This window comes from Pseudomonas izuensis (assembly GCF_002356535.2).
GTDB classification, from domain to species: Bacteria; Pseudomonadota; Gammaproteobacteria; order Pseudomonadales; family Pseudomonadaceae; genus Aquipseudomonas; species Aquipseudomonas izuensis.
Genome location: NZ_AP017423.2, coordinates 6,383,350 through 6,405,102 on the forward strand (window position 1 = coordinate 6,383,350; position 21,753 = coordinate 6,405,102).

Annotated in this window: 21 protein-coding genes; 13 read left to right on the plus strand and 8 right to left on the minus strand. The window is 60.3% G+C overall.

Translation table 11 applies throughout. The features are described 5' to 3' along the window. Positions 1-93: 93 nt before the first annotated feature. From ftsX to ftsY, 3 genes are read right to left on the minus strand one after another with little or no spacing between them, the layout of a single operon-like run. Positions 94-1,116 carry a permease-like cell division protein FtsX gene (gene ftsX, locus LAB08_RS28620; RefSeq protein WP_096514395.1) on the minus strand — a complete coding sequence of 341 codons (1,023 nt, stop codon included), beginning with the start codon at positions 1,114-1,116 and terminating at the stop codon, positions 94-96. Further along, entirely contained in the window at positions 1,113-1,784 is a 672-nt protein-coding gene (gene ftsE / locus LAB08_RS28625; RefSeq protein WP_077046069.1) for a cell division ATP-binding protein FtsE, read from the minus strand. The genes ftsX and ftsE overlap by 4 nt, the downstream gene beginning before the upstream one ends. Continuing rightward, complete coding sequence (gene ftsY / locus LAB08_RS28630) at positions 1,781-3,301, minus strand: signal recognition particle-docking protein FtsY (RefSeq protein ID WP_096514394.1); 1,521 nt, start codon at positions 3,299-3,301, stop codon at positions 1,781-1,783. The genes ftsE and ftsY overlap by 4 nt, the downstream gene beginning before the upstream one ends. A 343-nt stretch (positions 3,302-3,644) precedes the next feature. On the opposite strand from ftsY, the gene LAB08_RS28635 reads away from it, so the two are divergent. From LAB08_RS28635 to LAB08_RS28655, 5 genes are all read left to right on the plus strand, one after another. Then, positions 3,645-5,000: a M16 family metallopeptidase gene (locus tag LAB08_RS28635; RefSeq protein WP_096514393.1), complete on the plus strand. Its 1,356-nt coding sequence runs from the start codon at positions 3,645-3,647 to the stop codon at positions 4,998-5,000. After that, complete coding sequence (locus tag LAB08_RS28640; protein ID WP_096514392.1) at positions 4,993-6,483, plus strand: M16 family metallopeptidase; 1,491 nt, start codon at positions 4,993-4,995, stop codon at positions 6,481-6,483. Before LAB08_RS28635 ends, LAB08_RS28640 begins: the two co-directional genes overlap by 8 nt. Continuing rightward, complete coding sequence (gene rsmD / locus LAB08_RS28645; protein WP_096514391.1) at positions 6,483-7,091, plus strand: 16S rRNA (guanine(966)-N(2))-methyltransferase RsmD; 609 nt, start codon at positions 6,483-6,485, stop codon at positions 7,089-7,091. The genes LAB08_RS28640 and rsmD overlap by 1 nt, the downstream gene beginning before the upstream one ends. A 63-nt stretch (positions 7,092-7,154) precedes the next feature. Further along, entirely contained in the window at positions 7,155-8,153 is a 999-nt protein-coding gene (locus LAB08_RS28650; protein WP_096514390.1) for a hydrolase, read from the plus strand. 3 nt (positions 8,154-8,156) lie between these two features. Then, a complete protein-coding gene (locus LAB08_RS28655) occupies positions 8,157-9,002 on the plus strand; it encodes an AraC family transcriptional regulator (protein WP_096514389.1) in 846 nt (281 codons plus the stop codon). Positions 9,003-9,106: 104 nt separating this feature from the next. Here LAB08_RS28655 and LAB08_RS28660 read toward each other — a convergent pair whose 3' ends face one another. Continuing rightward, entirely contained in the window at positions 9,107-9,961 is an 855-nt protein-coding gene (locus tag LAB08_RS28660) for a sulfurtransferase (RefSeq protein WP_096514388.1), read from the minus strand. Between the two features lie 85 nt (positions 9,962-10,046). After that, positions 10,047-10,721 (minus strand): TetR/AcrR family transcriptional regulator, encoded by a 675-nt coding sequence (locus LAB08_RS28665; protein ID WP_096514387.1) that lies wholly within the window; start codon positions 10,719-10,721, stop codon positions 10,047-10,049. Positions 10,722-10,867: 146 nt separating this feature from the next. Between LAB08_RS28665 and LAB08_RS28670 the strand changes: the two genes are divergently transcribed. The 5 genes from LAB08_RS28670 (at position 10,868) to LAB08_RS28690 (ending at position 15,674) form a co-directional block, all read left to right on the plus strand. Beyond that, positions 10,868-12,298, plus strand: a complete 1,431-nt coding sequence (locus LAB08_RS28670; RefSeq protein ID WP_096514386.1) for a coniferyl aldehyde dehydrogenase — start codon at positions 10,868-10,870, stop codon at positions 12,296-12,298. A 28-nt stretch (positions 12,299-12,326) separates the two neighbouring features. Further along, the gene (locus LAB08_RS28675; protein WP_096514385.1) at positions 12,327-12,872 is read left to right on the plus strand and encodes a twin-arginine translocation pathway signal protein; all 546 of its coding nucleotides are present in this window, start codon (positions 12,327-12,329) and stop codon (positions 12,870-12,872) included. 153 nt (positions 12,873-13,025) lie between these two features. Continuing rightward, positions 13,026-14,621: a GMC family oxidoreductase gene (locus LAB08_RS28680; protein WP_096514384.1), complete on the plus strand. Its 1,596-nt coding sequence runs from the start codon at positions 13,026-13,028 to the stop codon at positions 14,619-14,621. A 115-nt stretch (positions 14,622-14,736) separates the two neighbouring features. Next, positions 14,737-15,216, plus strand: coding sequence for a pantetheine-phosphate adenylyltransferase (gene coaD, locus LAB08_RS28685; protein WP_096514383.1), 480 nt, complete (start codon positions 14,737-14,739; stop codon positions 15,214-15,216). Positions 15,217-15,422: 206 nt separating this feature from the next. Next, on the plus strand, positions 15,423-15,674 hold the full coding sequence (locus LAB08_RS28690; RefSeq protein WP_003195146.1) for a YfhL family 4Fe-4S dicluster ferredoxin: 252 nt from the start codon (positions 15,423-15,425) through the stop codon (positions 15,672-15,674). A 153-nt stretch (positions 15,675-15,827) separates the two neighbouring features. Here the strand turns inward: LAB08_RS28690 and LAB08_RS28695 are convergent, their stop codons facing one another. The 3 genes from LAB08_RS28695 to LAB08_RS28705 all read right to left on the minus strand — a co-directional run bounded on the left by LAB08_RS28695 (position 15,828) and on the right by LAB08_RS28705 (position 17,910). Next, positions 15,828-16,148: a multidrug transporter gene (locus LAB08_RS28695; RefSeq protein WP_096514381.1), complete on the minus strand. Its 321-nt coding sequence runs from the start codon at positions 16,146-16,148 to the stop codon at positions 15,828-15,830. A 147-nt stretch (positions 16,149-16,295) separates the two neighbouring features. After that, positions 16,296-17,108, minus strand: coding sequence for a bifunctional DNA-formamidopyrimidine glycosylase/DNA-(apurinic or apyrimidinic site) lyase (gene mutM / locus LAB08_RS28700; RefSeq protein WP_096514380.1), 813 nt, complete (start codon positions 17,106-17,108; stop codon positions 16,296-16,298). After that, entirely contained in the window at positions 17,101-17,910 is an 810-nt protein-coding gene (locus LAB08_RS28705) for an HDOD domain-containing protein (protein ID WP_172901698.1), read from the minus strand. The genes mutM and LAB08_RS28705 overlap by 8 nt, the downstream gene beginning before the upstream one ends. Before the next feature lie 313 nt (positions 17,911-18,223). Here LAB08_RS28705 and LAB08_RS28710 point away from each other — a divergent pair, with 313 nt between their 5' ends. From LAB08_RS28710 to LAB08_RS28720, 3 genes are all read left to right on the plus strand, one after another. Further along, a complete protein-coding gene (locus LAB08_RS28710; RefSeq protein WP_096514378.1) occupies positions 18,224-19,420 on the plus strand; it encodes a class I SAM-dependent rRNA methyltransferase in 1,197 nt (398 codons plus the stop codon). Between the two features lie 252 nt (positions 19,421-19,672). Then, positions 19,673-20,869 carry an MFS transporter gene (locus tag LAB08_RS28715; RefSeq protein WP_096514377.1) on the plus strand — a complete coding sequence of 399 codons (1,197 nt, stop codon included), beginning with the start codon at positions 19,673-19,675 and terminating at the stop codon, positions 20,867-20,869. Positions 20,870-21,071: 202 nt separating this feature from the next. After that, positions 21,072-21,530 carry an REP-associated tyrosine transposase gene (locus tag LAB08_RS28720; protein ID WP_096514376.1) on the plus strand — a complete coding sequence of 153 codons (459 nt, stop codon included), beginning with the start codon at positions 21,072-21,074 and terminating at the stop codon, positions 21,528-21,530. Positions 21,531-21,753: the final 223 nt, after the last annotated feature.

Here is a 21,753-nt window from a genome sequence, read left to right on the forward strand (position 1 = left end):
CATAACTCGTGCAGTTAAGCACTGCCGAAATTGACCGGAAACCGAAAAACAAGTTCCCAAAAAAGCTGAAAGGTCAATACGAGCAAAATGATATTACTTTGGCGCAAGCTCCCTCAGGTGGCGAGCGACTGCAATCCAAGCACCGATATACCCCAACAGCACCGCGCCAAGCAAGAGAGACAGACCGTCGGCTACCGGGACACCGGCCAGCGCAAAATCGCTGCCATACAAACCGGCCAGCCCGACTACCGCGTCGTTCAGCCAGTTCAGGCCGAACGCCAGCACACCCCAGGAAAAAATCCCCGCACCAAAGCCATAAAGCGCGCCCATATAAAGGAAGGGCCTGCGCACATAGCTGTCAGTGCCACCGACGAGTTTAATCACTTCTATCTCTGTGCGGCGGTTTTCAATATGAAGACGAATGGTATTGCCTATCACCAAAAGTAATGCAGAAACCAGAAGCACGGTCAGACCGAAGACAAAACGGTCACCCAGCTTGAGGATCGCTGCCAGACGCTCGACCCAGACTAGATCAAGCTGCGCCTGTTGTACCTTCGGCAACTCGGAAAGTTTTTGTCTTAATGCTTCAAGCGCGGGCTTGTCGACTTCATTTGGGGTCACCAGCACCACGCCGGGCAGCGGGTTCTCCGGCAGCTCCTTGAGCGCTTCACCCAGGCCGGATTGTTGCTGGAACTCTTCCAGCGCCCGGTCCCGACCGACGTACTCGGCATCGGCCACGCCGGGCATGCCCTTGATCTGCTCGCGCAGCGTCTCGCCATCAGCCGGGCTGGCTTCGAGTTGCAGGTACAGGGAAATCTGCGCCGCGCGTTGCCACGATCCGCCCAGACGTTCCACGTTACTTAGCAAAAGTGACAGCCCCATAGGCAAACTCAGGGCCACCGCCATCACCAGGCAGGTGAAAAAGCTGCCGATGGGTTGCTTGCCCAGTCGACGCAGACTGTCCAGCAGACTGGCGCGATGACTTTCGATCCATGCACGAAACAACGTGGCAAAGTCCGGCCCATCGTCATCGTCGTGTTTTTTCTTCTGCGGCTGCGGGTCGGCGGCTTTCGGCGCCACACGCTCGGAAACCTTGGGACTACGTGTTGCACTCATACGCCGGCCTCCCCATCGCCGATCAATCGACCGCGCTGCAAGGTCAGCATGCGGTGACGCATGCGCGCGATCAGGGCCAGGTCGTGACTGGCGATCAGCACGCTGGTGCCCAGGCGGTTGATGTCTTCGAACACACCCATGATTTCCGCCGCCAGGCGCGGGTCGAGGTTACCGGTCGGTTCGTCCGCGAGCAGCAAGGCCGGGCGGTGAACGATGGCACGGGCGATGCCGACGCGCTGTTGCTGACCGGTGGACAAGTCGCCGGGATACAAATCGGTCTTGTCCGACAGCGCCACGCGCTCCAGGGCCGAATCCACACGCTTGGCGACCTCGGCCTTGGACAGCCCAAGAATCTGCAACGGCAACGCGACGTTGTTGAATACGGTGCGATCGAACAGCAATTGGTGGTTCTGGAACACCACGCCGATCTGTCGGCGCAGAAACGGTATCTGCGCGTTGCTGATGGTGCTCAGGTCCTGCCCGGCCAGCAGCAGCTTGCCGCTGGTCGGACGCTCCATGGCCAGCAACAACCGCAACAAGGTGCTTTTACCGGCGCCGGAATGGCCGGTGACAAACAGAAACTCGCCACGACGGACTCGAAAGCTCAGCTCATGCAAGCCGACGTGACCGTTCGGGTAGCGTTTACCGACCTGTTCGAAACGAATCATGAACGCTCCCGCTCGGCAAACAGTGCCTGGACAAAGGGTTCAGCTTCAAAGGTGCGCAAATCGTCGATGCCTTCACCGACGCCGATATAACGAATCGGCAGGCCAAACTGCTTGGCCAGGGCAAAAATCACCCCGCCCTTGGCGGTGCCATCGAGCTTGGTCAGCGCCAGGCCGGTCAATGCGACGGTCTGGTTGAACTGCTTGGCCTGGTTGATGGCGTTCTGGCCGGTACCGGCGTCGAGCACCAGCAGCACTTCGTGAGGCGCGTCTGCGTCGAGCTTGCCGATCACCCGGCGAACCTTCTTCAGTTCTTCCATCAGGTTGTCTTTGGTGTGCAGGCGACCGGCGGTGTCGGCGATCAACACATCAATGCCACGGGCCTTGGCGGCCTGCACGGCGTCGAAAATCACCGAAGCGGAGTCGGCGCCGGTGTGCTGGGCGATGACCGGAATCTTGTTGCGCTCACCCCAGACCTGCAATTGCTCGACCGCCGCGGCACGGAAAGTATCGCCAGCAGCAAGCATGACTTTCTTGCCTTCCAGCTGCAGCTTCTTCGCCAGCTTGCCGATGGTGGTGGTCTTGCCGGCACCGTTGACACCGACGACGAGAATCACGAACGGCTTGTTCTGCGAGGTGATTTTCAGCGGTTGCTCGACGGGCTTGAGCATTGCCGACAGCTCGCCCTGCAAGGATTTGTACAGCGCATCGGAATCGGCCAGCTCTTTACGCGCGACCTTCTGGGTCAGGCGCTGGATGATCACCGAGGTGGCTTCCACACCGACGTCAGCGGTCAGCAGACGGGTTTCGAGATCGTCGAGCAACTCGTCATCGATGGCTTTCTTGCCCAGGAACAGGCTGGCCATGCCTTCGCCGATGCTCGCGCTGGTCTTGGACAGGCCTTGCTTGAGACGGGCGAAGAACCCGGCTTTGGTTTCTTCGGTCCGTGGTGGCTCCACCGGGGTTTCTGCGGGGACAACAATGGGCGCAGCGACAATCGGTGCCGGTGCCTGAACAACCGGTGCGGCCGGAGCAACGAATGCAGGAATCACAGGCTCTGGCGCGACGGGCGCGACGGGCGCGACGGGCGCGACGGGCGCAGGCTCGGCGACAACCACGGGCGCCACAACCGGCTCAACCACCGGAGCCTGAACCGGCTCAGGTGTAAACGTGGAGGCTGCTGGAATCGACGGTGTAACGTGCGGCGCCAAGTCGTCCACGACCAGTGCCACCGGCTCTTCCGCCACAGGCAAGGTCAGCCACGGCTTGGCGACTGGAGGCAGAGGCTGCTCGGCCACGATTTCAGGTTCGACTTCCACCACCGGTTGCAGCACCGGGTCGGCGATCGGCAATACTGCCGGCGCAGGCTCGGCGTCTATTACCGGCGCAGGTGTAGGCTCAGGAAGTGGTTGTGGCTGTTCGACGGCGGGTTCCTGCGGTTTTTTGCGCAGCCATCCGAACAGGCTTTTTTTCTCGCCAGCCGCAGCTGGGGTCTTCTTGTCGTCGTTGGAACCAAACATGGGGGACGGCTATCTCACGGTAGCGACGCGCCAACGGGCGCCCCGGCAAATAAATATTCGATGCAGAACAGACTGCGATTGACCCAGCTTGTTCACGCGCAACATTTTGTCGAGGTGCGAACGGCACCTCACGGAAACGATTTCACGAAGGACTAAAGCGGCAAAATCGGTGAAAAAGCAGAGTTTAGTTGACAAAACCCAGTCTTCTGCCGAAAACCCATACAACCTGATCAAACACAAAGGCCTGATAGGCGTGGCCGCCAGTAAAACGGATCAGTATCCTAGCACCTCCTCGCCCGCCTAGGCTAAGACCAAGCGGGCAGCCCAACAGGTTTAAAAACGAATGAATGCTCTAGCCCGCCGCGCCGCAGGCCTGCTGCTCAGCACAGTTTGTCTGCCCCTCTCAGCTTTGGCTGCCGATCCACAACCCACCCACGAATTCACCCTCGACAATGGTTTGAAGATCGTCGTGCGCGAAGATCATCGCGCTCCGGTGGTGGTTTCCCAGGTCTGGTACAAGGTCGGCTCCAGCTACGAAACCCCTGGGCAGACCGGTTTGTCCCACGCCCTGGAACACATGATGTTCAAGGGCAGCGAGAAAGTCGGCCCTGGCGAAGCCTCGCTGATCCTGCGCGACCTTGGCGCCGAAGAAAACGCTTTCACCAGCGACGATTTCACCGCCTATTACCAGGTACTGGCCCGCGACCGCCTGGGCGTGGCCTTCGAGCTTGAAGCCGACCGCATGGCCAGCCTGCGCCTGCCGGCCGACGAGTTCGCCCGCGAGATCGAAGTCATCAAGGAAGAACGTCGGCTGCGTACCGACGACAAGCCGATGTCCAAGGCTTACGAGCGTTTCAAGGCCATGGCTTACCCGGCCAGCGGCTACCACACGCCCACCATCGGCTGGATGGCGGATCTGGACCGCATGAAGGTCGAAGAGCTGCGCCACTGGTATCAGTCCTGGTACGTGCCGAACAACGCCACGCTGGTGGTGGTCGGTGACGTGACCCCGGAAGAAGTCAAAACCCTGGCCCAGCGTTACTTCGGGCCGATCGCCAGGCGCGACGTTCCGCCGGCGAAGATTCCGCTGGAACTGGCCGAGCCCGGCGAGCGGCAGATCACCCTGCACGTGAAGACCCAATTGCCCAGCCTGATGCTGGCGTTCAACGTGCCGAGCATCGCCACGACCGAAGACAAACGCTCGGTGAATGCCTTGCGCCTGATTTCCGCCCTGCTCGACGGTGGCTACAGCGCGCGCATCCCGACTCAACTGGAGCGTGGCGAAGAACTGGTGTCCGGCGGTTCGTCGAGTTACGACGCCTACACCCGGGGCGACAGCCTGTTCTCCCTGTCGGCAACGCCCAACAGCCAGAAGAAAAAGACCATCGCCCAGGCCGAAGCCGGTTTGTGGAAACTGCTCGAACAACTGAAAACCACCGCGCCGTCCGCTGAAGAACTGGAACGCGTGCGCGCGCAGGTCATCGCCGGGCTGGTTTACGAGCGCGACTCGATCACCAGCCAGGCCACCGCGATCGGCCAATTGGAGACGGTCGGCCTGTCCTGGAAGCTGATGGACACCGAACTCGCCGAACTGGAAAGCGTGACACCGGAAGATATCCAGAAAGCCGCCAAGCTGTATTTCACCCGCGAACGTCTCAGCGTCGCCCATGTACTGCCGGAGGAGACGACTCATGAGTGAATCCAAGAAACCTCGGCTGGCCCTGGTCAGCCTGCTCGCTGTGGCCCTGATCGGGTCTGCCGCCTTCTATTTTTCCAGGACCGGCGAGTCCAGTGCCAGCGAAGCACTGGACAAGGCCAAGGCCAGCCAGAAGCTGCAATCGTTGACAGAACTCAACGGCAAGTCACCGAGTCACCGCAAACTCGACGTGCAAACCTGGAACACCGCCGAAGGCGCCAAGGTGCTGTTCGTCGAAGCCCGCGAACTGCCCATGTTCGACATGCGCCTGATCTTTGCCGCCGGCAGCAGCCAGGATGGCGACGCCCCTGGCCTGGCATTGCTGACCAACGCCATGCTGAACGAAGGCGTGGCCGGCAAGGATGTCAGCGCCATTGCCCAGGGCTTCGAAGGCCTGGGCGCCGATTTCGGCAACGGTGCCTACAAGGACATGGCCGTCGCGTCGCTGCGCAGCCTCAGCGCCGTGGACAAGCGTGAACCGGCCTTGAAGCTGTTCGCCGAAGTCGTCGGTAAACCGACCTTCCCCGCCGACTCCTTTACCCGCATCAAAAACCAGATGCTCGCCGGCTTTGAATACCAGAAACAGAACCCCGGCAAACTGGCCAGCCTTGAGTTGATGAACCGCTTGTATGGCGATCATCCGTACGCCCATGCCAGCGACGGCACGGCGAAAACCGTTCCGGCCGTCACCCTGGCGCAGCTGCGCAGGTTCCACGAAAAAGCCTATGCGGCGGGTAATGTGATCATTGCGCTGGTCGGCGATTTGTCTCGCACCGAGGCCGAAGCCATTGCCGCCCAGGTATCCATTGCCCTGCCGAAAGGCCCGGCGCTGCCGAAAATCCCGCAACCGGCCGAGCCCAAGGCCAGCGTCGGCCACATCGAGTTCCCGTCCAAACAGACCAACCTGATGCTCGCGCAACTGGGTATCGATCGGGATGATCCGGATTACGCGGCACTGTCCATGGGCAACCAGATCCTCGGCGGTGGCGGCTTCGGCACGCGACTGATGAGCGAAGTGCGCGAAAAGCGCGGCCTGGCTTATGGTGTGTATTCGGGCTTCACGCCGATGCAGGCGCGCGGTCCGTTCATGATCAACCTGCAGACCCGCGCCGAAATGAGCGAAGGCACCCTGAAGCTGGTGCAGGACGTCCTCGCCGACTACCTCAAGACCGGGCCGACCGAAAAAGAACTCGACGACGCCAAGCGCGAACTGGCCGGCAGCTTTCCGCTGTCCACCGCCAGCAATGCCGACATCGTCGGCCAGTTGGGTGCAATCGGCTTCTACAACCTGCCGTTGAGTCATCTGGAAGACTTCATGCAACAGTCCCAGGACCTGACCGTGGAGCAAGTCAGGGCCGCACTGAACAAACACCTGAGCACGGATAAAATGGTCATCGTCAGCGCTGGCCCGACCGTGCCGCAAAAGCCGTTACCGGCCCCTACTGATAAACCTGCCGAGCAACCGCTCGGGGTTCCGGAGCATTAATGGCCACTCAATCGAAATCCAAAAAGCCCGTGCACAACGGCGTCAACCAGCTGCGCATCATCGGTGGCGAATGGCGCAGCCGCAAGCTGAGCTTCCCCGATGCCCCGGGCCTGCGCCCGACGCCGGACCGGGTGCGTGAAACCCTGTTCAACTGGCTCGCGCCGTACGTTCCAGGCGCCAAGGTACTCGACCCGTTCACCGGCAGCGGCGCGCTGTTTCTTGAAGCCTTGTCCCGTGGCGCAGCCATGGGCCAGGCGCTGGATGCCAGCAGCCTCGCAGTGTCCAACCTCAAGGAACACCTGGGCACGCTGCGCTGCACCACCGGCCAAGTCCAGACCGCCGATGCCCTGCGCTATCTGGAAACCCAGACAGCAACGGCTTACGACCTGGTGTTCCTCGACCCGCCGTTCAACCAGAACCTGCTGCCCGCCGTTTGCAAACTGCTCGAAGAACGCCAGTGGCTGGCCGAGGATGCCTGGGTGTACACCGAGAGCGAATCCGCGCCGTCGACACTCGGCCTGCCGGGCAACTGGCGCCTGCACCGGGAGCAAAAGTCCGGGCGGGTCTATTATTCGTTGTGGCAACGCATGGCAGAGATCGCCGGCTGATCGACCGGCCTGAACAAAGCGCACGCCTCAAACCAGGCGTGCGCCGCGGCTTCGAGAACAATCGTGTCCCATCCGTCAGAACGCTTCATCCCCGCCTTGGGCCTCGGCAACCCGCACTTGCAAACCTTGTGGGGACCGCTGTGGCGCAAAACCATCCATATCCAGCGTGAGCGAGAGCGCTTGTGGCTCGAGGATGGCGACTTCCTCGACCTCGACTGGCATGGCCCGCACAGCGCAGACGCGCCCTTGGTGCTGGTGCTGCACGGGCTGACCGGTTCGTCGAATTCGCCTTACGTGGCCGGGATGCAGAAAGCATTGGGTGACCGGGGCTGGGCCAGCGTTGCGTTGAACTGGCGCGGCTGCTCCGGCGAACCCAATCTATTGCCGCGCAGCTACCATTCCGGCGCCAGCGAAGACCTGGCCGAAACCATCCAGCACCTGCGGACCAAACGGCCTCTCGCACCGCTGTACGCGGTCGGTTATTCCCTGGGGGGCAATGTCCTGCTCAAGCACTTGGGCGAGAGCGGTCACGACAGCGGCGTGCTAGGCGCGGTGGCGGTATCGGTACCGTTTCGCCTGGATCAGTGCGCCGACCGGATCGGCCAGGGTTTCTCGAAGGTCTATCAGGCCCACTTCATGCGCGAGATGCTGGCCTACATCAAGAACAAGCAACGCCAATTCCAGCATGACGGGCGCGAGGATGGCCTGGCGGCACTGGCAGCGCTGGGCTCGCTGGAAAACCTGCGCACGTTCTGGGATTTCGATGGCCGGGTGACCGCGCCACTGAACGGCTTCGTCGATGCAGAGGATTACTATCGTCGCGCGTCGAGCCGCTATTTCCTCGGGGAAATTCGTACGCCGACCCTGATTATTCAGGCAGCCGACGATCCCTTTGTCTTTCCCCACAGCCTGCCGCAAACCGATGAGTTGTCTGCCTGCACGCAATTCGAATTACAGGCCAGGGGTGGGCATGTCGGGTTTGTCGACGGTTCAGTCCGGCAGCCGGGTTACTACCTGGAACGGCGCATACCCCAGTGGCTGGCCACGATGGGCCGCGAGTAAGTCATGGGGGCTGATCAGGGCGAATCGATCCATTTCTGGCAAACGGCGCCATTGGCTGGGGTCGAGTTATTGTCGGCGCGCTACATCGAACACCGCTTCGCGCCCCACGTGCATGACGGCTACGTGATCGGCATGATCATGGCCGGTGCCCAGCGTTACCGCTATCGCGGCGCCGAGCATCTGGCGGGCAGCGGCACGCTGGTGCTGATCAATCCGGACGAACTGCACACCGGTCACAAGGGTACGGAGGACGGTTGGTTGTATCGGGCGTTTTATCCGGACAGTCGTCAGATTCTGTCGTTGCTGGCCGAACTCGAACTGCCGACCCACAACCTCCCGGCGTTCGGCGCCACGCTGTACCGCGACCCGGACCTGGTAAACGGTTTCTGCCAATTGCATCGTTTGCTGGAAAGCTCATCCACGGCCCTGCAACAGCAGACGGCCTGGCGCGAGCTGATGCTATCGCTGTTGCAGCGTCACGCGGCCGTTGCGGATGCCGGCAAACCGGGCAAGGAACACCGGGCGGTGACGCTGGCCAAAGAGCTGCTGTACGCGCAGCTGGCGGAACCGCCTTCGCTGGAAGAACTGGCGGCAGCGGTGAATCTGTCACCCTTTCACTTCGCCCGGGTATTTCGCCGCGCCACCGGCATGCCGCCGCACACCTGGCTGATGCAACAGCGCATCGCCCGGGCGCGGGCGTTGTTGCAGGGAGGATGCTTGCCGCTGGAAGTTGCCACGCAGCTGGGGTTTGCCGACCAGAGCCATCTGAGCCGGCAGTTCAAGCAGGTATATGGCGTGGGGCCGGGGGCGTACCGCAGTGCGCGGCAATTGATCACGACACCTATCTAATGTGGGAGCGAGCCTGCTCGCGAAAGCGGTGTGTCCGTCAACATTTAAGTCGGCTGGTACTCCGTCTTCGCGACCAGGCTCGCTCCCACAGGGGGGATCAGTGTTCACTCGCCGGTAGCGATCCCGCGCCCAGGATCATTGATCCACTCGCTCCACGACCCGGCATACAACGCACCCAGTGGATAACCGGCCAGGCACAGGGCAAACAGGTTATGGCACGCTGTCACACCGGACCCGCAATACGCCACCAGATCATTCGGCGAACGGCCACCCAGTTTCGCGGCGAATCGCTGCTTGAGTTGATCGCCCGGCAGGAAACGCCCATCGGCGCCCAGGTTGTCGGTGAACGCAGCGCATTGCGCGCCGGGAATATGTCCGGCAATCGGGTCGATCGGCTCCATTTCACCCTTGAAGCGCGGCAAGGCGCGGGCGTCGAGCAAGGTCAACTCGGGCTTGTCGAGGCGTTTGTGCAATTCTTCGGCACTGAGCAACAGTGAGGCGTCAGGCGTTCCGGTAAAACTGCCACGATTGATCGCTGGTGCGTCAAGACTCAGGGGCAAACCCGCCGCATGCCAGGCCTTGAGCCCGCCATCGAGGATAAACACGCCGTCACGCTTGCCCAGCCACGCCAGCAGCCACCAGGCCCGCGCCGCGTAGGCACCCGGGCCGTTATCGTACAAAACCACTTCACTGTCATTGTCGATGCCCCAGGCCTGCAGGCGCTCGATCAGGTCGGCCGGCTCGGGCAACGGATGACGCCCGGTCACCCCCTTGACCACTTTCCCGCTGAGATCACGCTCAAGATCGGCAAAACTTGACCCGGCGATGTGGCCTTCGGCATAGCTGCGATGTCCGTAATCCGGATCCTCAAGGGCAAAACGACAATCCAGAATCACCAGCCCCGGTTGCTCCTTTTTCAAGTCCAACGCTTGCGGGCTGATCAGTTGCGCTATGGGCATAACGGGCTCCTGTGATGGGCGGATTTCGATGCTGCTGCACTTTCTATTTCACAGCAGCGTATTCACGGCGGCTAGTTCAAGCCGGCTAGTTCACCGACTCTTCAAGCGCCTGGGCCAGCGGCACGTAAAACTCCTCGAACAACGCGTCGACTGCCTCACGCGCCTGATCGGTGACAAACCCGGCTTCCAGCACCAGCACCTGATAAACACCGCGTTTGATCGCCTGCTCACTGAGGTGGCTGGAGTTTTCCCGCGTGGTGCACAAAAAACGCACCCAGGACGTGAGGATGATCCAGGCATTGAGGGTCAGGGATTCGATCTGCACCCGATTCATCTTCAGGATGCCGGCGTCGACGAAGCCTTCGTAGATGTGCGTGCCCTGGATCAGGCATCGCTGGGAAAAACGTCGATAACGCCCGGCCAGGTCCGGATCGCTGTCGAGCAAGTGCTCGAGGTCGCGATGCAAAAACCGGTAACGCCACATCGCCGAGAGTAACTCCTTGAGGTAGAAGCGCTTGTCTTCCACCGTCGCCGCCCGGCCCTGGGGCGGGCGCAGGAAGCTGTCCACCAGGCTTTCGTACTCACTGAACAGCACGGCGATGATCGCCTGCTTGTTGGGGAAGTGGTAGTACAGGTTGCCCGGGGAAATCTCCATGTGGGCAGCAATGTGGTTGGTGCTGATGCTGCGCTCGCCCTGCTGATTGAACAGCTCAAGGCTGTTCTGCACGATGCGCTCGCTGGTTTTTATCCTTGGGGCCATGGCTTGAGCTTAAATTCAGAGTGCGTTGACGGGCATCTTACGACCTATCCGGACAGGGATAAAACAAAGCTGCGCCTGGATGTCATTTGACTTTCTAGAGTATAGACTCTAGAAAGTGCCTCATTACAATAAATCCGGAGCCGACCATGACTGCCGAAATTTCCTACCTCAAAGATCTGCAGCTTCCTCTGGAAGAACTCCAGGCCCTGTTTGACGCGCAGCGCGCCGCCTACGCCGCCAACCCCATGCCGCCTGCCGCACAGCGCCAACAATGGCTCAAGGCGTTGCGTGATTTATTGAATAGCGAACGTCAGGCCCTGATCGACGCGATCAGCCAGGATTTCAGCCACCGCAGCGCCGATGAAACCCTGCTCGCCGAGCTGATGCCCAGCCTGCACGGCATCCATTACGCCAGTCGGCACCTCAAAAACTGGATGCGCCCATCGCGGCGCAAGGTCGGCGTGGCCTTCCAGCCGGCCTCGGCAAAAGTGGTTTACCAGCCACTGGGCGTGGTCGGGGTGATCGTGCCGTGGAACTACCCGTTGTATTTGGCCATGGGGCCACTGGTCGGTGCGTTGTCGGCGGGCAATCGGGTGATGCTCAAGCTCAGCGAATCGACCCCCGCCACCGGCCTGCTGCTCAAGCAATTGCTGGGACGAATTTTCCCCGAAGACCTGGTTTGCGTGGTGCTGGGCGAGGCCGATATCGGCGTGGCGTTTTCCCGGCTGCGTTTCGATCATTTGCTGTTCACAGGTGCCACCAGCATTGGCAAACACGTGATGCGCGCGGCGGCGGAGAACCTGACACCGGTCACCCTGGAACTGGGCGGCAAGTCCCCGGCTATCGTTTCCCGTGATGTGCCGCTCAAGGATGCCGCCGAACGCATCGCCTTCGGCAAGACCCTCAACGCCGGGCAAACCTGCGTGGCCCCGGACTATGTGCTGGTGCCGGAAGACCGTGTCGGTTCGTTCGTCGAGGCTTATCGCCAGGCGGTGCGCGGCTTTTATCCGACACTGGCTGACAACCCGGACTACACCGCCATCATCAATGACCGACAACTGGCCCGACTCAACGGCTATATCAGCGACGCCACCAGTAAAGGCGCATTGCTGGTCCCGCTCTTCGAACAGGGTCAGGGACGTCGCATGGGGCATAGCTTGCTGCTCAACGTCAACGATGACATGACGGTGATGCAGGACGAAATCTTCGGCCCGCTGCTGCCGATCGTGCCCTACAAGGAGCTGGATCAAGCATTTACCTACATCAACCAGCGCCCTCGCCCACTGGCGCTGTATTACTTCGGCTATGACAAGCGCGAGCAGAACCGCGTGCTGCATGAAACCCATTCCGGTGGCGTATGCCTCAACGACACGTTGCTGCATGTCGCCCAGGATGACATGCCATTCGGCGGCATCGGTGCCTCGGGCATGGGCCATTACCACGGCCACGAAGGCTTCCTGACGTTCAGCAAGGCCAAGGGGGTGCTGATCAAACAACGCTTCAACGCGGCGAAACTGATCTACCCCCCCTACGGCAAATCCATCCAGAAACTGATCCAGAAGCTGTTCATCCGCTAACGCTCAATACCATCGGGTAATAACAATAATGAGCCCAAGCTTTTGTGATTCTCCCGCGCTGTCACGGCGCGGCCTGCTCAAGTTCAGCCTGGGCGCCAGCGCCTTTCTTGCCACCGCCGGGTTGGGAGCCAGCCTCAGCGGCTGCTCATCGAGCGTTCCGGCCAGCGGTTTCGCGGCGCTGCGCAGTGGCGACCTGATGTTTCTGCGAGCATTGATTCCGGTGATGCTCGACGGTGCCGTGGCCGTTGAGCACAAGTCCGACGCTGTCGAAGGCACCTTGAAAAGCCTGGATTACAGCCTCGACCACTTGTCGCCGGAAATGCTCAAGCTGACCCGCCAATTATTCGATGTGCTGGGCATGGCCGTGACCCGTGGACCGCTCACCGGTATCTGGGGCAGCTGGGAAAACGCCAGCGGCGACGAGATCCGGCACTTTCTCGCTCGTTGGCAGAACAGCTCGCTGAGCCTGCTGCGCATGGGCCACAGCTCGTTGGTGCAACTGGTGATGATGGCCTGGTACGGGCGCAAGGAGTCGTGGGCGCATTGCGGGTATCCCGGGCCGCCAGCCGTTTGAGACCGCGTCGCGCCCATCGCGGGCAAGCCTTGCTCCCACAGGATTGAGGTAGTCCACCCTTTTGTGAACGACTCAAACCCTGTGGGAGCGAGGCTGCCCGCGATGGCGTCAGCCGCATCACCACCCAATTCAAAATAATAAGAGAACCTGAATATGCCCGTACCCGACCCGTTCCGCGAAGGCATGGCCCGTGGCTGGAAAACCCATGATGGCTCACGACTGACCCAGGATCTGGTCCTGGAAGCGGATGTAGCGATCATCGGCAGTGGCGCCGGCGGCGGGACCACCGCTGAAATTCTCAGCGCGGCGGGCTACAAAGTGCTGCTGATCGAAGAAGGCCCGCTCAAGACCAGCAGCGACTTCAAGCTGCTTGAAGACCAGGCCTACGCCAGCCTCTATCAGGAAGGCATCGGGCGCATGAGCAAGGACGGTGCGATCACCATCCTCCAGGGACGGGCCGTGGGTGGCACCACGCTGATCAACTGGACCTCCAGTTTCCGCACCCCCGAACCGACCCTGGAACACTGGGCCAAAGAGCACAACGTGAAAGGCCACAGCCCGGCGGACATGACACCGTGGTTCGAAAAAATGGAGCAGCGCCTGGGCGTCGCGCCGTGGAGGGTACCGCCCAACGCCAACAACGACGTTATCCGCAAAGGCTGCGAAAAGCTCGACTACAGCTGGCACGTGATCCCGCGCAACGTGCGCGGTTGCTGGAACCTCGGCTATTGCGGCATGGGCTGCCCGACTAATGCCAAGCAATCGATGATGGTCACCACCATTCCCGCCACCCTGGAAAAGGGCGGTGAGTTGCTCTACCTGGCCCGCGCCGAAAAGCTCCTCATCAGCGGTGACAAGGTCACCGGGCTGCAATGCGTGGCGATGGACGAACGCTGCGTCCAGCCCACGGGTCGCAGCATTACGGTCAAGGCACGGCATTTCGTATTGGCCGGCGGCGGGATCAACAGCCCGGCGCTGCTATTGCGTTCCGACGCGCCGGATCCGCACCAACGCCTGGGCAAACGGACCTTTCTGCATGTGGTGAACATGTCCGCCGGGCTGTTCGACGAGGTGATCAACCCGTTCTACGGGGCGCCGCAGTCGATTTATTCCGATCATTTCCAATGGCAGGACGGCACCACCGGCAAAATCGGCTACAAGCTGGAGGTTCCTCCGCTGCACCCGGCACTGGCGGCGACGCTGCTCGGCGGCTTCGGCCCGGAAAATGCGCAGCACATGGCCAACCTGCCCCACACCCACGCGATGCTGGCGTTGCTGCGTGACGGATTCCACCCGGAGAGCCCCGGAGGCAGCGTCGAGTTGCGCGGCGACGGCACGCCGGTGCTCGATTACCCGGTCTCGGCCTATGTCTGGGAAGGGCTGCGCCGGGCGTTCCACAGCATGGCCGAGATCCAGTTCGCCGGCGGCGCCAATGCGGTCATGCCGATGCACGCCGATGCACGGTATGTAAAAACCCTGGGCGAAGCGCGCACGCTGATCGACAGCCTCAGCCTGGAGTTGTACCGCACGCGGTTGGGCAGCGCCCATGTGATGGGTGGTTGTGCCATGGGCGAAGACCCGAAAAATGCCGTGACCGACAGCCTCGGCCGGCATCATCAACTGGGCAATCTGTCGATACATGACGGCTCGCTGTTCCCCACCAGCATTGGCGCAAACCCGCAATTGTCGGTCTATGGCCTGACAGCGCAACTGGCCACTTCCTTGGCCGAACGTTTGAAAAACCCGTGAAAATGACGAATATTCCTATCGTCTATAGTGCTTTCTTACCCAACAGGCGACTTGGCCGACCGGTAAGGCTGCGATACCATCCGATTCCCCAACGCACTCCCGCCAGGACGACGCGATGAACCGAGTGTTGTACCCAGGTACCTTCGACCCTATTACCAAGGGCCATGGCGATCTGGTCGAACGCGCCTCGCGCCTGTTCGATCACGTGATCATTGCCGTGGCCGCCAGCCCGAAGAAAAACCCGTTGTTTCCTCTGGAACAGCGTGTGGCACTGGCCCGTGAGGTCACCAAACATTTGCCGAACGTTGAAGTCGTCGGCTTCTCGACTCTGCTGGCGCACTTCGCCAAAGAGCAGAACGCCAACGTGTTCCTGCGTGGTTTGCGCGCGGTGTCGGACTTCGAATACGAATTCCAGCTGGCCAACATGAACCGGCAACTGGCCCCGGACGTGGAAAGTCTGTTCCTGACCCCGTCCGAGCGCTATTCGTTCATTTCCTCGACGCTGGTCCGTGAAATTGCAGCCTTGGGCGGTGATATCACCAAGTTCGTACACCCTGTGGTAGCGGATGCACTGACCGAACGCTTCAAGAAATAATCCCCGCAAACTGTAGGAGCGAGCCTGCTCGCGATGTACGTCAACGATAACGCGGGAAACCTGACACCCCGCCGCGTTTTCGGGTTCATCGCCAGCAGGCTGGCTCCTACAGTACGTCGCACGTGCGTGCAGTACAGGCGCCAATGCGGCACAATTAAGCGCATTGATATATTGCGCCCGGGCCCGCCGCCCCGGCTGGAGTTAGCATGTCCCTGATCATCACCGACGATTGCATCAACTGCGACGTCTGCGAACCCGAGTGCCCGAACGCCGCCATTTCCCAAGGCGAAGAGATCTACGTGATCGACCCGAACCTGTGCACGCAGTGCGTGGGCCACTACGACGAACCGCAGTGCCAACAGGTCTGCCCGGTGGATTGCATTCCATTGGACGAGGCCCATCCGGAGACTGAAGAGCAGTTGATGGAGAAGTACCGGAAGATTACCGGTAAGGCTTGAGGCTGGTGTTGCCTGTACCTACGCCTTCGCGAGCAGGCTCGCTCCCACAGTAGATCCAGGGTGTGCCCACATTTTGATTAACATGACAAATCGAAATGTGGGAGCGAGCCTGCTCGCGAAAGCGTCATCAGCCACACCGAAGATGCAACAGACTCACTCGCGCTGCTCAAACCCCTCCCCGATACACCCCAGACACCGCACGAACGCCGCTTTCGCCGGGTCGACCACCAAGGCTTGCCCCGCATCGCCCACCCCACCGCCCAGCGCGGTAAAGGGCAACGACACCACGAACACCCCTGCACCGATCACCGTCGCCACCACCAGCAAAGGCCGAGCAATCAGCAGATCGCCCATCATCGCGTAGGCAGGTGGATTTTGAATGGTGTAAAGCGGATCACCGCTGCCACTGCTGGCGACGGCTGAGGTGCCGACGCTCAGCAACAAGGCAGCGACAAGGGTTCGAAACGGATTCATGGCACGGTCCTTCGGCTAGACAGTCATGCACTGACTATAGACCGCCTGCACGGCAAAACCCTGTAGGAGCTGGCTTGCCAGCGAAGAGGTCGGCACATACAGCATCGAGTCGCCTCACACACCGCTGGCTCCTGCAAGTCGGGCGTTTCAGCGCTGGCAACGCGGGCAAAAGACGCTGGCGCGCTGCCCGAGTTTCACTTCCCGCAATTGCGTGCCGCAGACCTTGCAGTGCTCGGCACCTCGGCCGTACACGAACAGCTCCTGCTGGAAGTAGCCCGGCTGGCCGTCACCACCAATAAAATCACGCAGCGTAGTACCGCCGCGCTCGATGGCGGCAGCCAGAATGCGTTTGATCTCGATCGCCAGCTTCAGGTACCGCGCACGGGAAATGCTTTTGGCTTCGCGGCGCGGGTCGATCCCGGCAGCGAACAATGCTTCGGTCGCGTAGATGTTACCGACACCCACCACCACCGCGTTGTCCATGATGAACGGCTTGACCGCCATCGAACGCCCGCGGGACAGCTGGAACAAGCGGTCGCCGTCAAACAGGTCGGTCAGCGGTTCCGGCCCCAGGCGAATCAACAATTCGTGGTTGAGCGGATCGAGGCTCCAGAGCATCGCGCCAAACCGGCGAGGGTCGGTGTAGCGCAAGGCCAGGCCCGACTCCAGTTCGATATCCACATGTTCATGCTTGGCGGCGGGCAGGCCGGCTTCCACCAGACGCAAATTCCCCGACATGCCCAAGTGGCTGATCAAGGTGCCGACTTCAGCATTGATCAGCAGGTACTTGGCACGCCGCTCCACCAGCACGATGCGCTGGCCGGACAGGCGCACATCGAGATCCTCGGGAATCGGCCAGCGCAGGCGACGATCACGCACGATCACCCGGCTGACGCGCTGGCCTTCCAGGTGCGGGGCAATGCCGCGGCGGGTGGTTTCGACTTCTGGCAGTTCAGGCATGGAGGTCGCGAATCGTTTGCTTGAGGGTTTCGAAATCGTAATCCGAGAGGCCGACGTAATCGAGCACCAGATGCCCGATGCTGTTCCATTCATGGTCTTCGGCCTGGTTGCCCAGCACCCGGTAAGACGCACAAATGTGCTCGGCCATCTTCAGGATCGCCAACAGGTTCTTCAGCGAGCTGTTGCGCGACGACTCATCGCTGAAGATCGCCAGGGCATTGTGGTGATTGGCAATCGCCGCCGTGACGTGGTCCGGCAGGCGCCAGGACTTGGCCGTGTAATAGCCGACCACGGCGTGATTGGTGTTGAACGCCTGATTCTCGGTGTCTACCACCCGGCAGTCGGGGCCGGCGTTGGCATAGGCCTGCTCCAGCACTGTCATGTAGTCGGGGAATCGCTGGAGCATCAGCGGCACGCCACAATCGTGGAACAGCCCCAGGGCGTAAGCCTCGTCGCCGGCCTGGGCCCCGATGCGCTGCGCCACGGTCAGGCAGGTCATTGCAACGTCCTGTGCGGTGTCCCAGAAGCGATTCAGGGTGACGATGGTTTCGTCGTTCATCTCACCCTTGATCGACTGCGCGTTGATCAGGTTGATGATCGAACGGCTGCCCAGCAGATTCACCGCGCGCTGGATCGAGGCGATCTTGGTGGTCAAGCCGTAATACGGCGAATTGACGATTTTCAGCAAGGAACCGGAGAGGCCAGGGTCCTGGGAAATCAGCTTCGCGATCACATCCAGATCCGGGTCGGGCATGTACTGCTCCATCTGCAGATCCACCATGATCTGCGGTTGGGCAGGCACACTGATGCCTTGCAGGGATTGCTGGATCTGTTCGGGAGTCAACTCTTGGGACATAGGTACACACTCTGGGTCAGGCGCAGATTCTAGCTTCTTAAAGTTGGATCCGACATACCAGTGAACACATCGCGGGAACTTTCATCCATTTGAAACCGCTTTCGCGAGCAGGCTCGCTCCCACAGGGGATTTGTGTACGCTGCAGATCAAATGTGGGAGCGAGCCTGCTCGCGAAAGGGCCATCAGCGTTTCATCGCCCATCGACCCCGTCTCGATCCTCAACACGCTATACTCCCGCTCTTTTTTCCGGAGCGACGTCATGTCCCTGCCTAGCCTGCGCCTCAAAGCCAACGCCGACCGCCGTCTGCGCAACGGTCACTTGTGGGTCTATAGCAACGAAATCGATGTAGCGGCGACCCCTTTGCACGGTTTCAAGGCCGGCGATCAGGCGATCCTCGAAGCCGCCGGCGGCAAGCCGTTGGGCATCGTTGCCATGAGCCCGAACAACCTGATCTGCGCCCGTGTGCTGTCGCGCGACATCAAGTTGCCGCTGGACAAGTCGCTGCTGGTGCATCGCCTGAACGTGGCCCTGTCGCTGCGAGATCGTTTGTTCGACAAACCGTTCTACCGCCTGGTCTACGGCGACTCCGACCTGTTGCCAGGCCTGGTGGTTGACCGTTTCGGCGACATCCTGGTGGTGCAGATCGCCTCGGCGACCATGGAAGCCCATAAGGACGACGTGATCGCGGCGCTGACCCAAGTGCTCAAGCCAAGCGGCATTCTGTTCAAGAACGACTCCGCGGCCCGTGATGCCGAAGGCCTCAACCGCTACGTCGAAACCGTGTTCGGCCTGGTGCCGGAGTGGGTGGCGCTGGAAGAGAACGGCGTGAAATTCGAAGCACCGGTCATCCAGGGCCAGAAAACCGGCTGGTTCTACGACCACCGCATGAACCGTGCTCGCCTGGCACCCTATGCCAAGGGCAAACGCGTTCTGGACCTGTACAGCTACATCGGCGGCTGGGGCGTGCAAGCGGCGGCGTTCGGTGCCAGCGAAGTGTTCTGCGTCGATGCCTCGGCCTTCGCCCTCGACGGCGTCGAGCGCAACGCCGCGCTGAACGGTTTTGCCGAGAAGATGACCTGCATCGAAGGCGACGTGTTCGAAGCCCTCAAAGAGCTGAAAGCCAGCGAAGAACGTTTCGACGTGATCGTGGCCGACCCTCCGGCGTTCATCAAACGCAAGAAAGACATGAAAAACGGTGAAGGCGCCTACCGTCGCCTGAACGAACAAGCCATGCGCCTGCTGACCAAGGACGGCATCCTGTTCAGCGCCTCCTGCTCGATGCACCTGCCGGAAGACGACCTGCAAAACATCCTGCTGACCAGCGCCCGCCACCTGGACCGCAACATCCAGATGCTGGAACGTGGCGGCCAGGGGCCGGATCATCCGGTGCATCCGGCCATCCCGGAAACCCGCTATATCAAGAGCATTACTTGCCGGTTGTTGCCAAACAGCTAACAACCCAAACCCTTGTAGGAGCGAGCTCTGCTCGCGATGGTCGTCAACGATAACGCGGGGAACCTGACCCCCGCGGCGTCTTCGAATTCATCGCGAGCGAGCTCGCTCCTACGGGGTTATTTCCTTCGGGATAATCCCGCATCAAAACGGGAAACCCCCTACAGCGCTTTTGATTGTATTCCCTACGTCCCAGACTAATATCGGTTTCTGGTTTCAAGCATGAACGCTTGATCACTCCGGAAAACAAAAACAATGTCTGAGTCCTCTTACCCAGTTCTAAGTCGCGACCTGAAACGCCAACGGGCCTCCCGCTTTATCCTCATTACCAATATCTCGTTGATCAGTTTTTTCCCGCTGAATATCCTCCTGCCTTCGTTTCCTGCCTTGGCCGAGGAGTTCAACACTTCAACCGCAGAAATCGCCCTCTCCACCAGCCTGTTCACGTTGGTTTTTGCGATTTCTCAATTAATAACCGGCCCGCTCTCAGATAAGTGGGGGCGTAAGGAAGTTCTTCTTGGTTGCATCGTTGTTTCTACGCTCGGCTCGATAGGGTGCGTGCTGGCTACGGACTATCCGGGCTTCATGCTATTTCGCGCCATCCAGGCAATCGGGTGTGGTTTCTTCGTGCTGGGTCATGCACTGGTGGAAGACTTGTTCGATGAACAGGATCGGGCCCGAGTGCGAATTTACTACATGACACTGAGCGGCTCCTTTGTTGCACTGTCGCCGCTACTGGGATCATGGTTGCAGACCACGTTTGATTGGCAGGGGAGTTTTTATGGTTTTGCGCTCATGGCGCTCGGCATGTTTATCCATGCCCAAGTAATACTGCCCTCCAAAACAGTTAGCCACCAAAGAACACCCGTTTCCGTTCTACGCACGCTGAAATCCATTGCTGGAAATCGAGACTTCATTCGCTACTGGTGGATTGCCGCGTTAGTGTTTGCTTGTTATTTCGCACTGATCAGCGTGACGCCGCTGATTTTCATGGATGAGTTCAAGTTATCCGAATACCAGTATGCGCTGGTGCTTATGGTGTATGGGTTGGCCTATTTCCTTGGCGGAGTAGTTGCCAGTACCGTGCAGAAACATATCGCCCTCACGCTGCAAATCAACATCGGACTTGGATTGCTGGGTGTCGCCGGTGTGTTGTTAGCATTGATCATCAATTATGAAGCGATGACAACTATCACCCTGCTCATACCGATGCTGGTCAGTGCCCTGGCAGTCACCCTGGTGCGACCTGCCGCTATTTCCGCAGCAATGTTGCTGTTCTCAAGCAGCGCCGGTACGGCAGCCTCTGCGGGCAATAGCATTATGTTCATCACCGCCGCGCTTAGCAGCGCTGCGCTCGCACAAGCAGGGGACAATTTGCTGATGACCATTGCGCTAAGCTTCATCGCCTTCAGCCTTTGGGGGCTGCTGACGAATGCCAGGATAGGGCACTGACTGCAGGAGCAACCTGTCGACACTTGCTCGCGATGGTCGTCAACGATGACGCGGGGAACCTTACACCCCGCGGCGTCTTCGAATTCATCGCGAGCGAGCTCGCTCCTACGGGGTTCGCGACACATCCTGACCCACTGTCATAACGACAACCTCCCACTCCACGCCTACCGTTTCCCTTCCAATCACCGAAGAGGACAACGGAATGTCCAGCAAGCCAAAAGCCCACCGCTTACGCACCGGCCGCCACTCGGCATCCGGTCGCATCTATCTCCTGACCGCAGTCACCCATGAACGGCAACCGATCTTCAATGATTTGTACGTTGGACGCTTGGTAGTGAACGAATTCAGAAGAGCTCATGAAGCCGGCAGCGCCACCTCAATAGCCTGGGTTGTCATGCCGGATCACTTTCATTGGCTCATTGAGCTGCAAAACGGTGATTTACCGAAACTGATGCAAACGGCCAAATCCAGAAGTGCTCGCGCCATCAACCAGCAACGAGGTCGCCACGAAACGCTATGGCAAAAGGGTTACTTCGACCGAGCCCTGCGCCGCGAGGAAGACCTTAAAGCAGCAGCCCGATACATCATCGCCAACCCTTTGCGGGCCGGGCTTGTGACTCGGATTGGAGACTACCCGCTGTGGGATGCCATGTGGCTTTAATACTGTAGGAGCGAGCTCGCTCGCGATGGTCGTCAACGATAACGCGGGGAACCTGCTGCCCCGCGGCGATCTCGGGTTCATCGCGAGCGAGCTCGCTCCTACGGGGGCGGTCGCCGAACGTCTTGTGAATGCGCAGAGCCATTCCCTCCAGCCACCAGCCGTGTAGAATCGCGAACATTCATCGCCAGTCATCCCCGGCGGGTTTATGAGCTCAAGCTGAAGC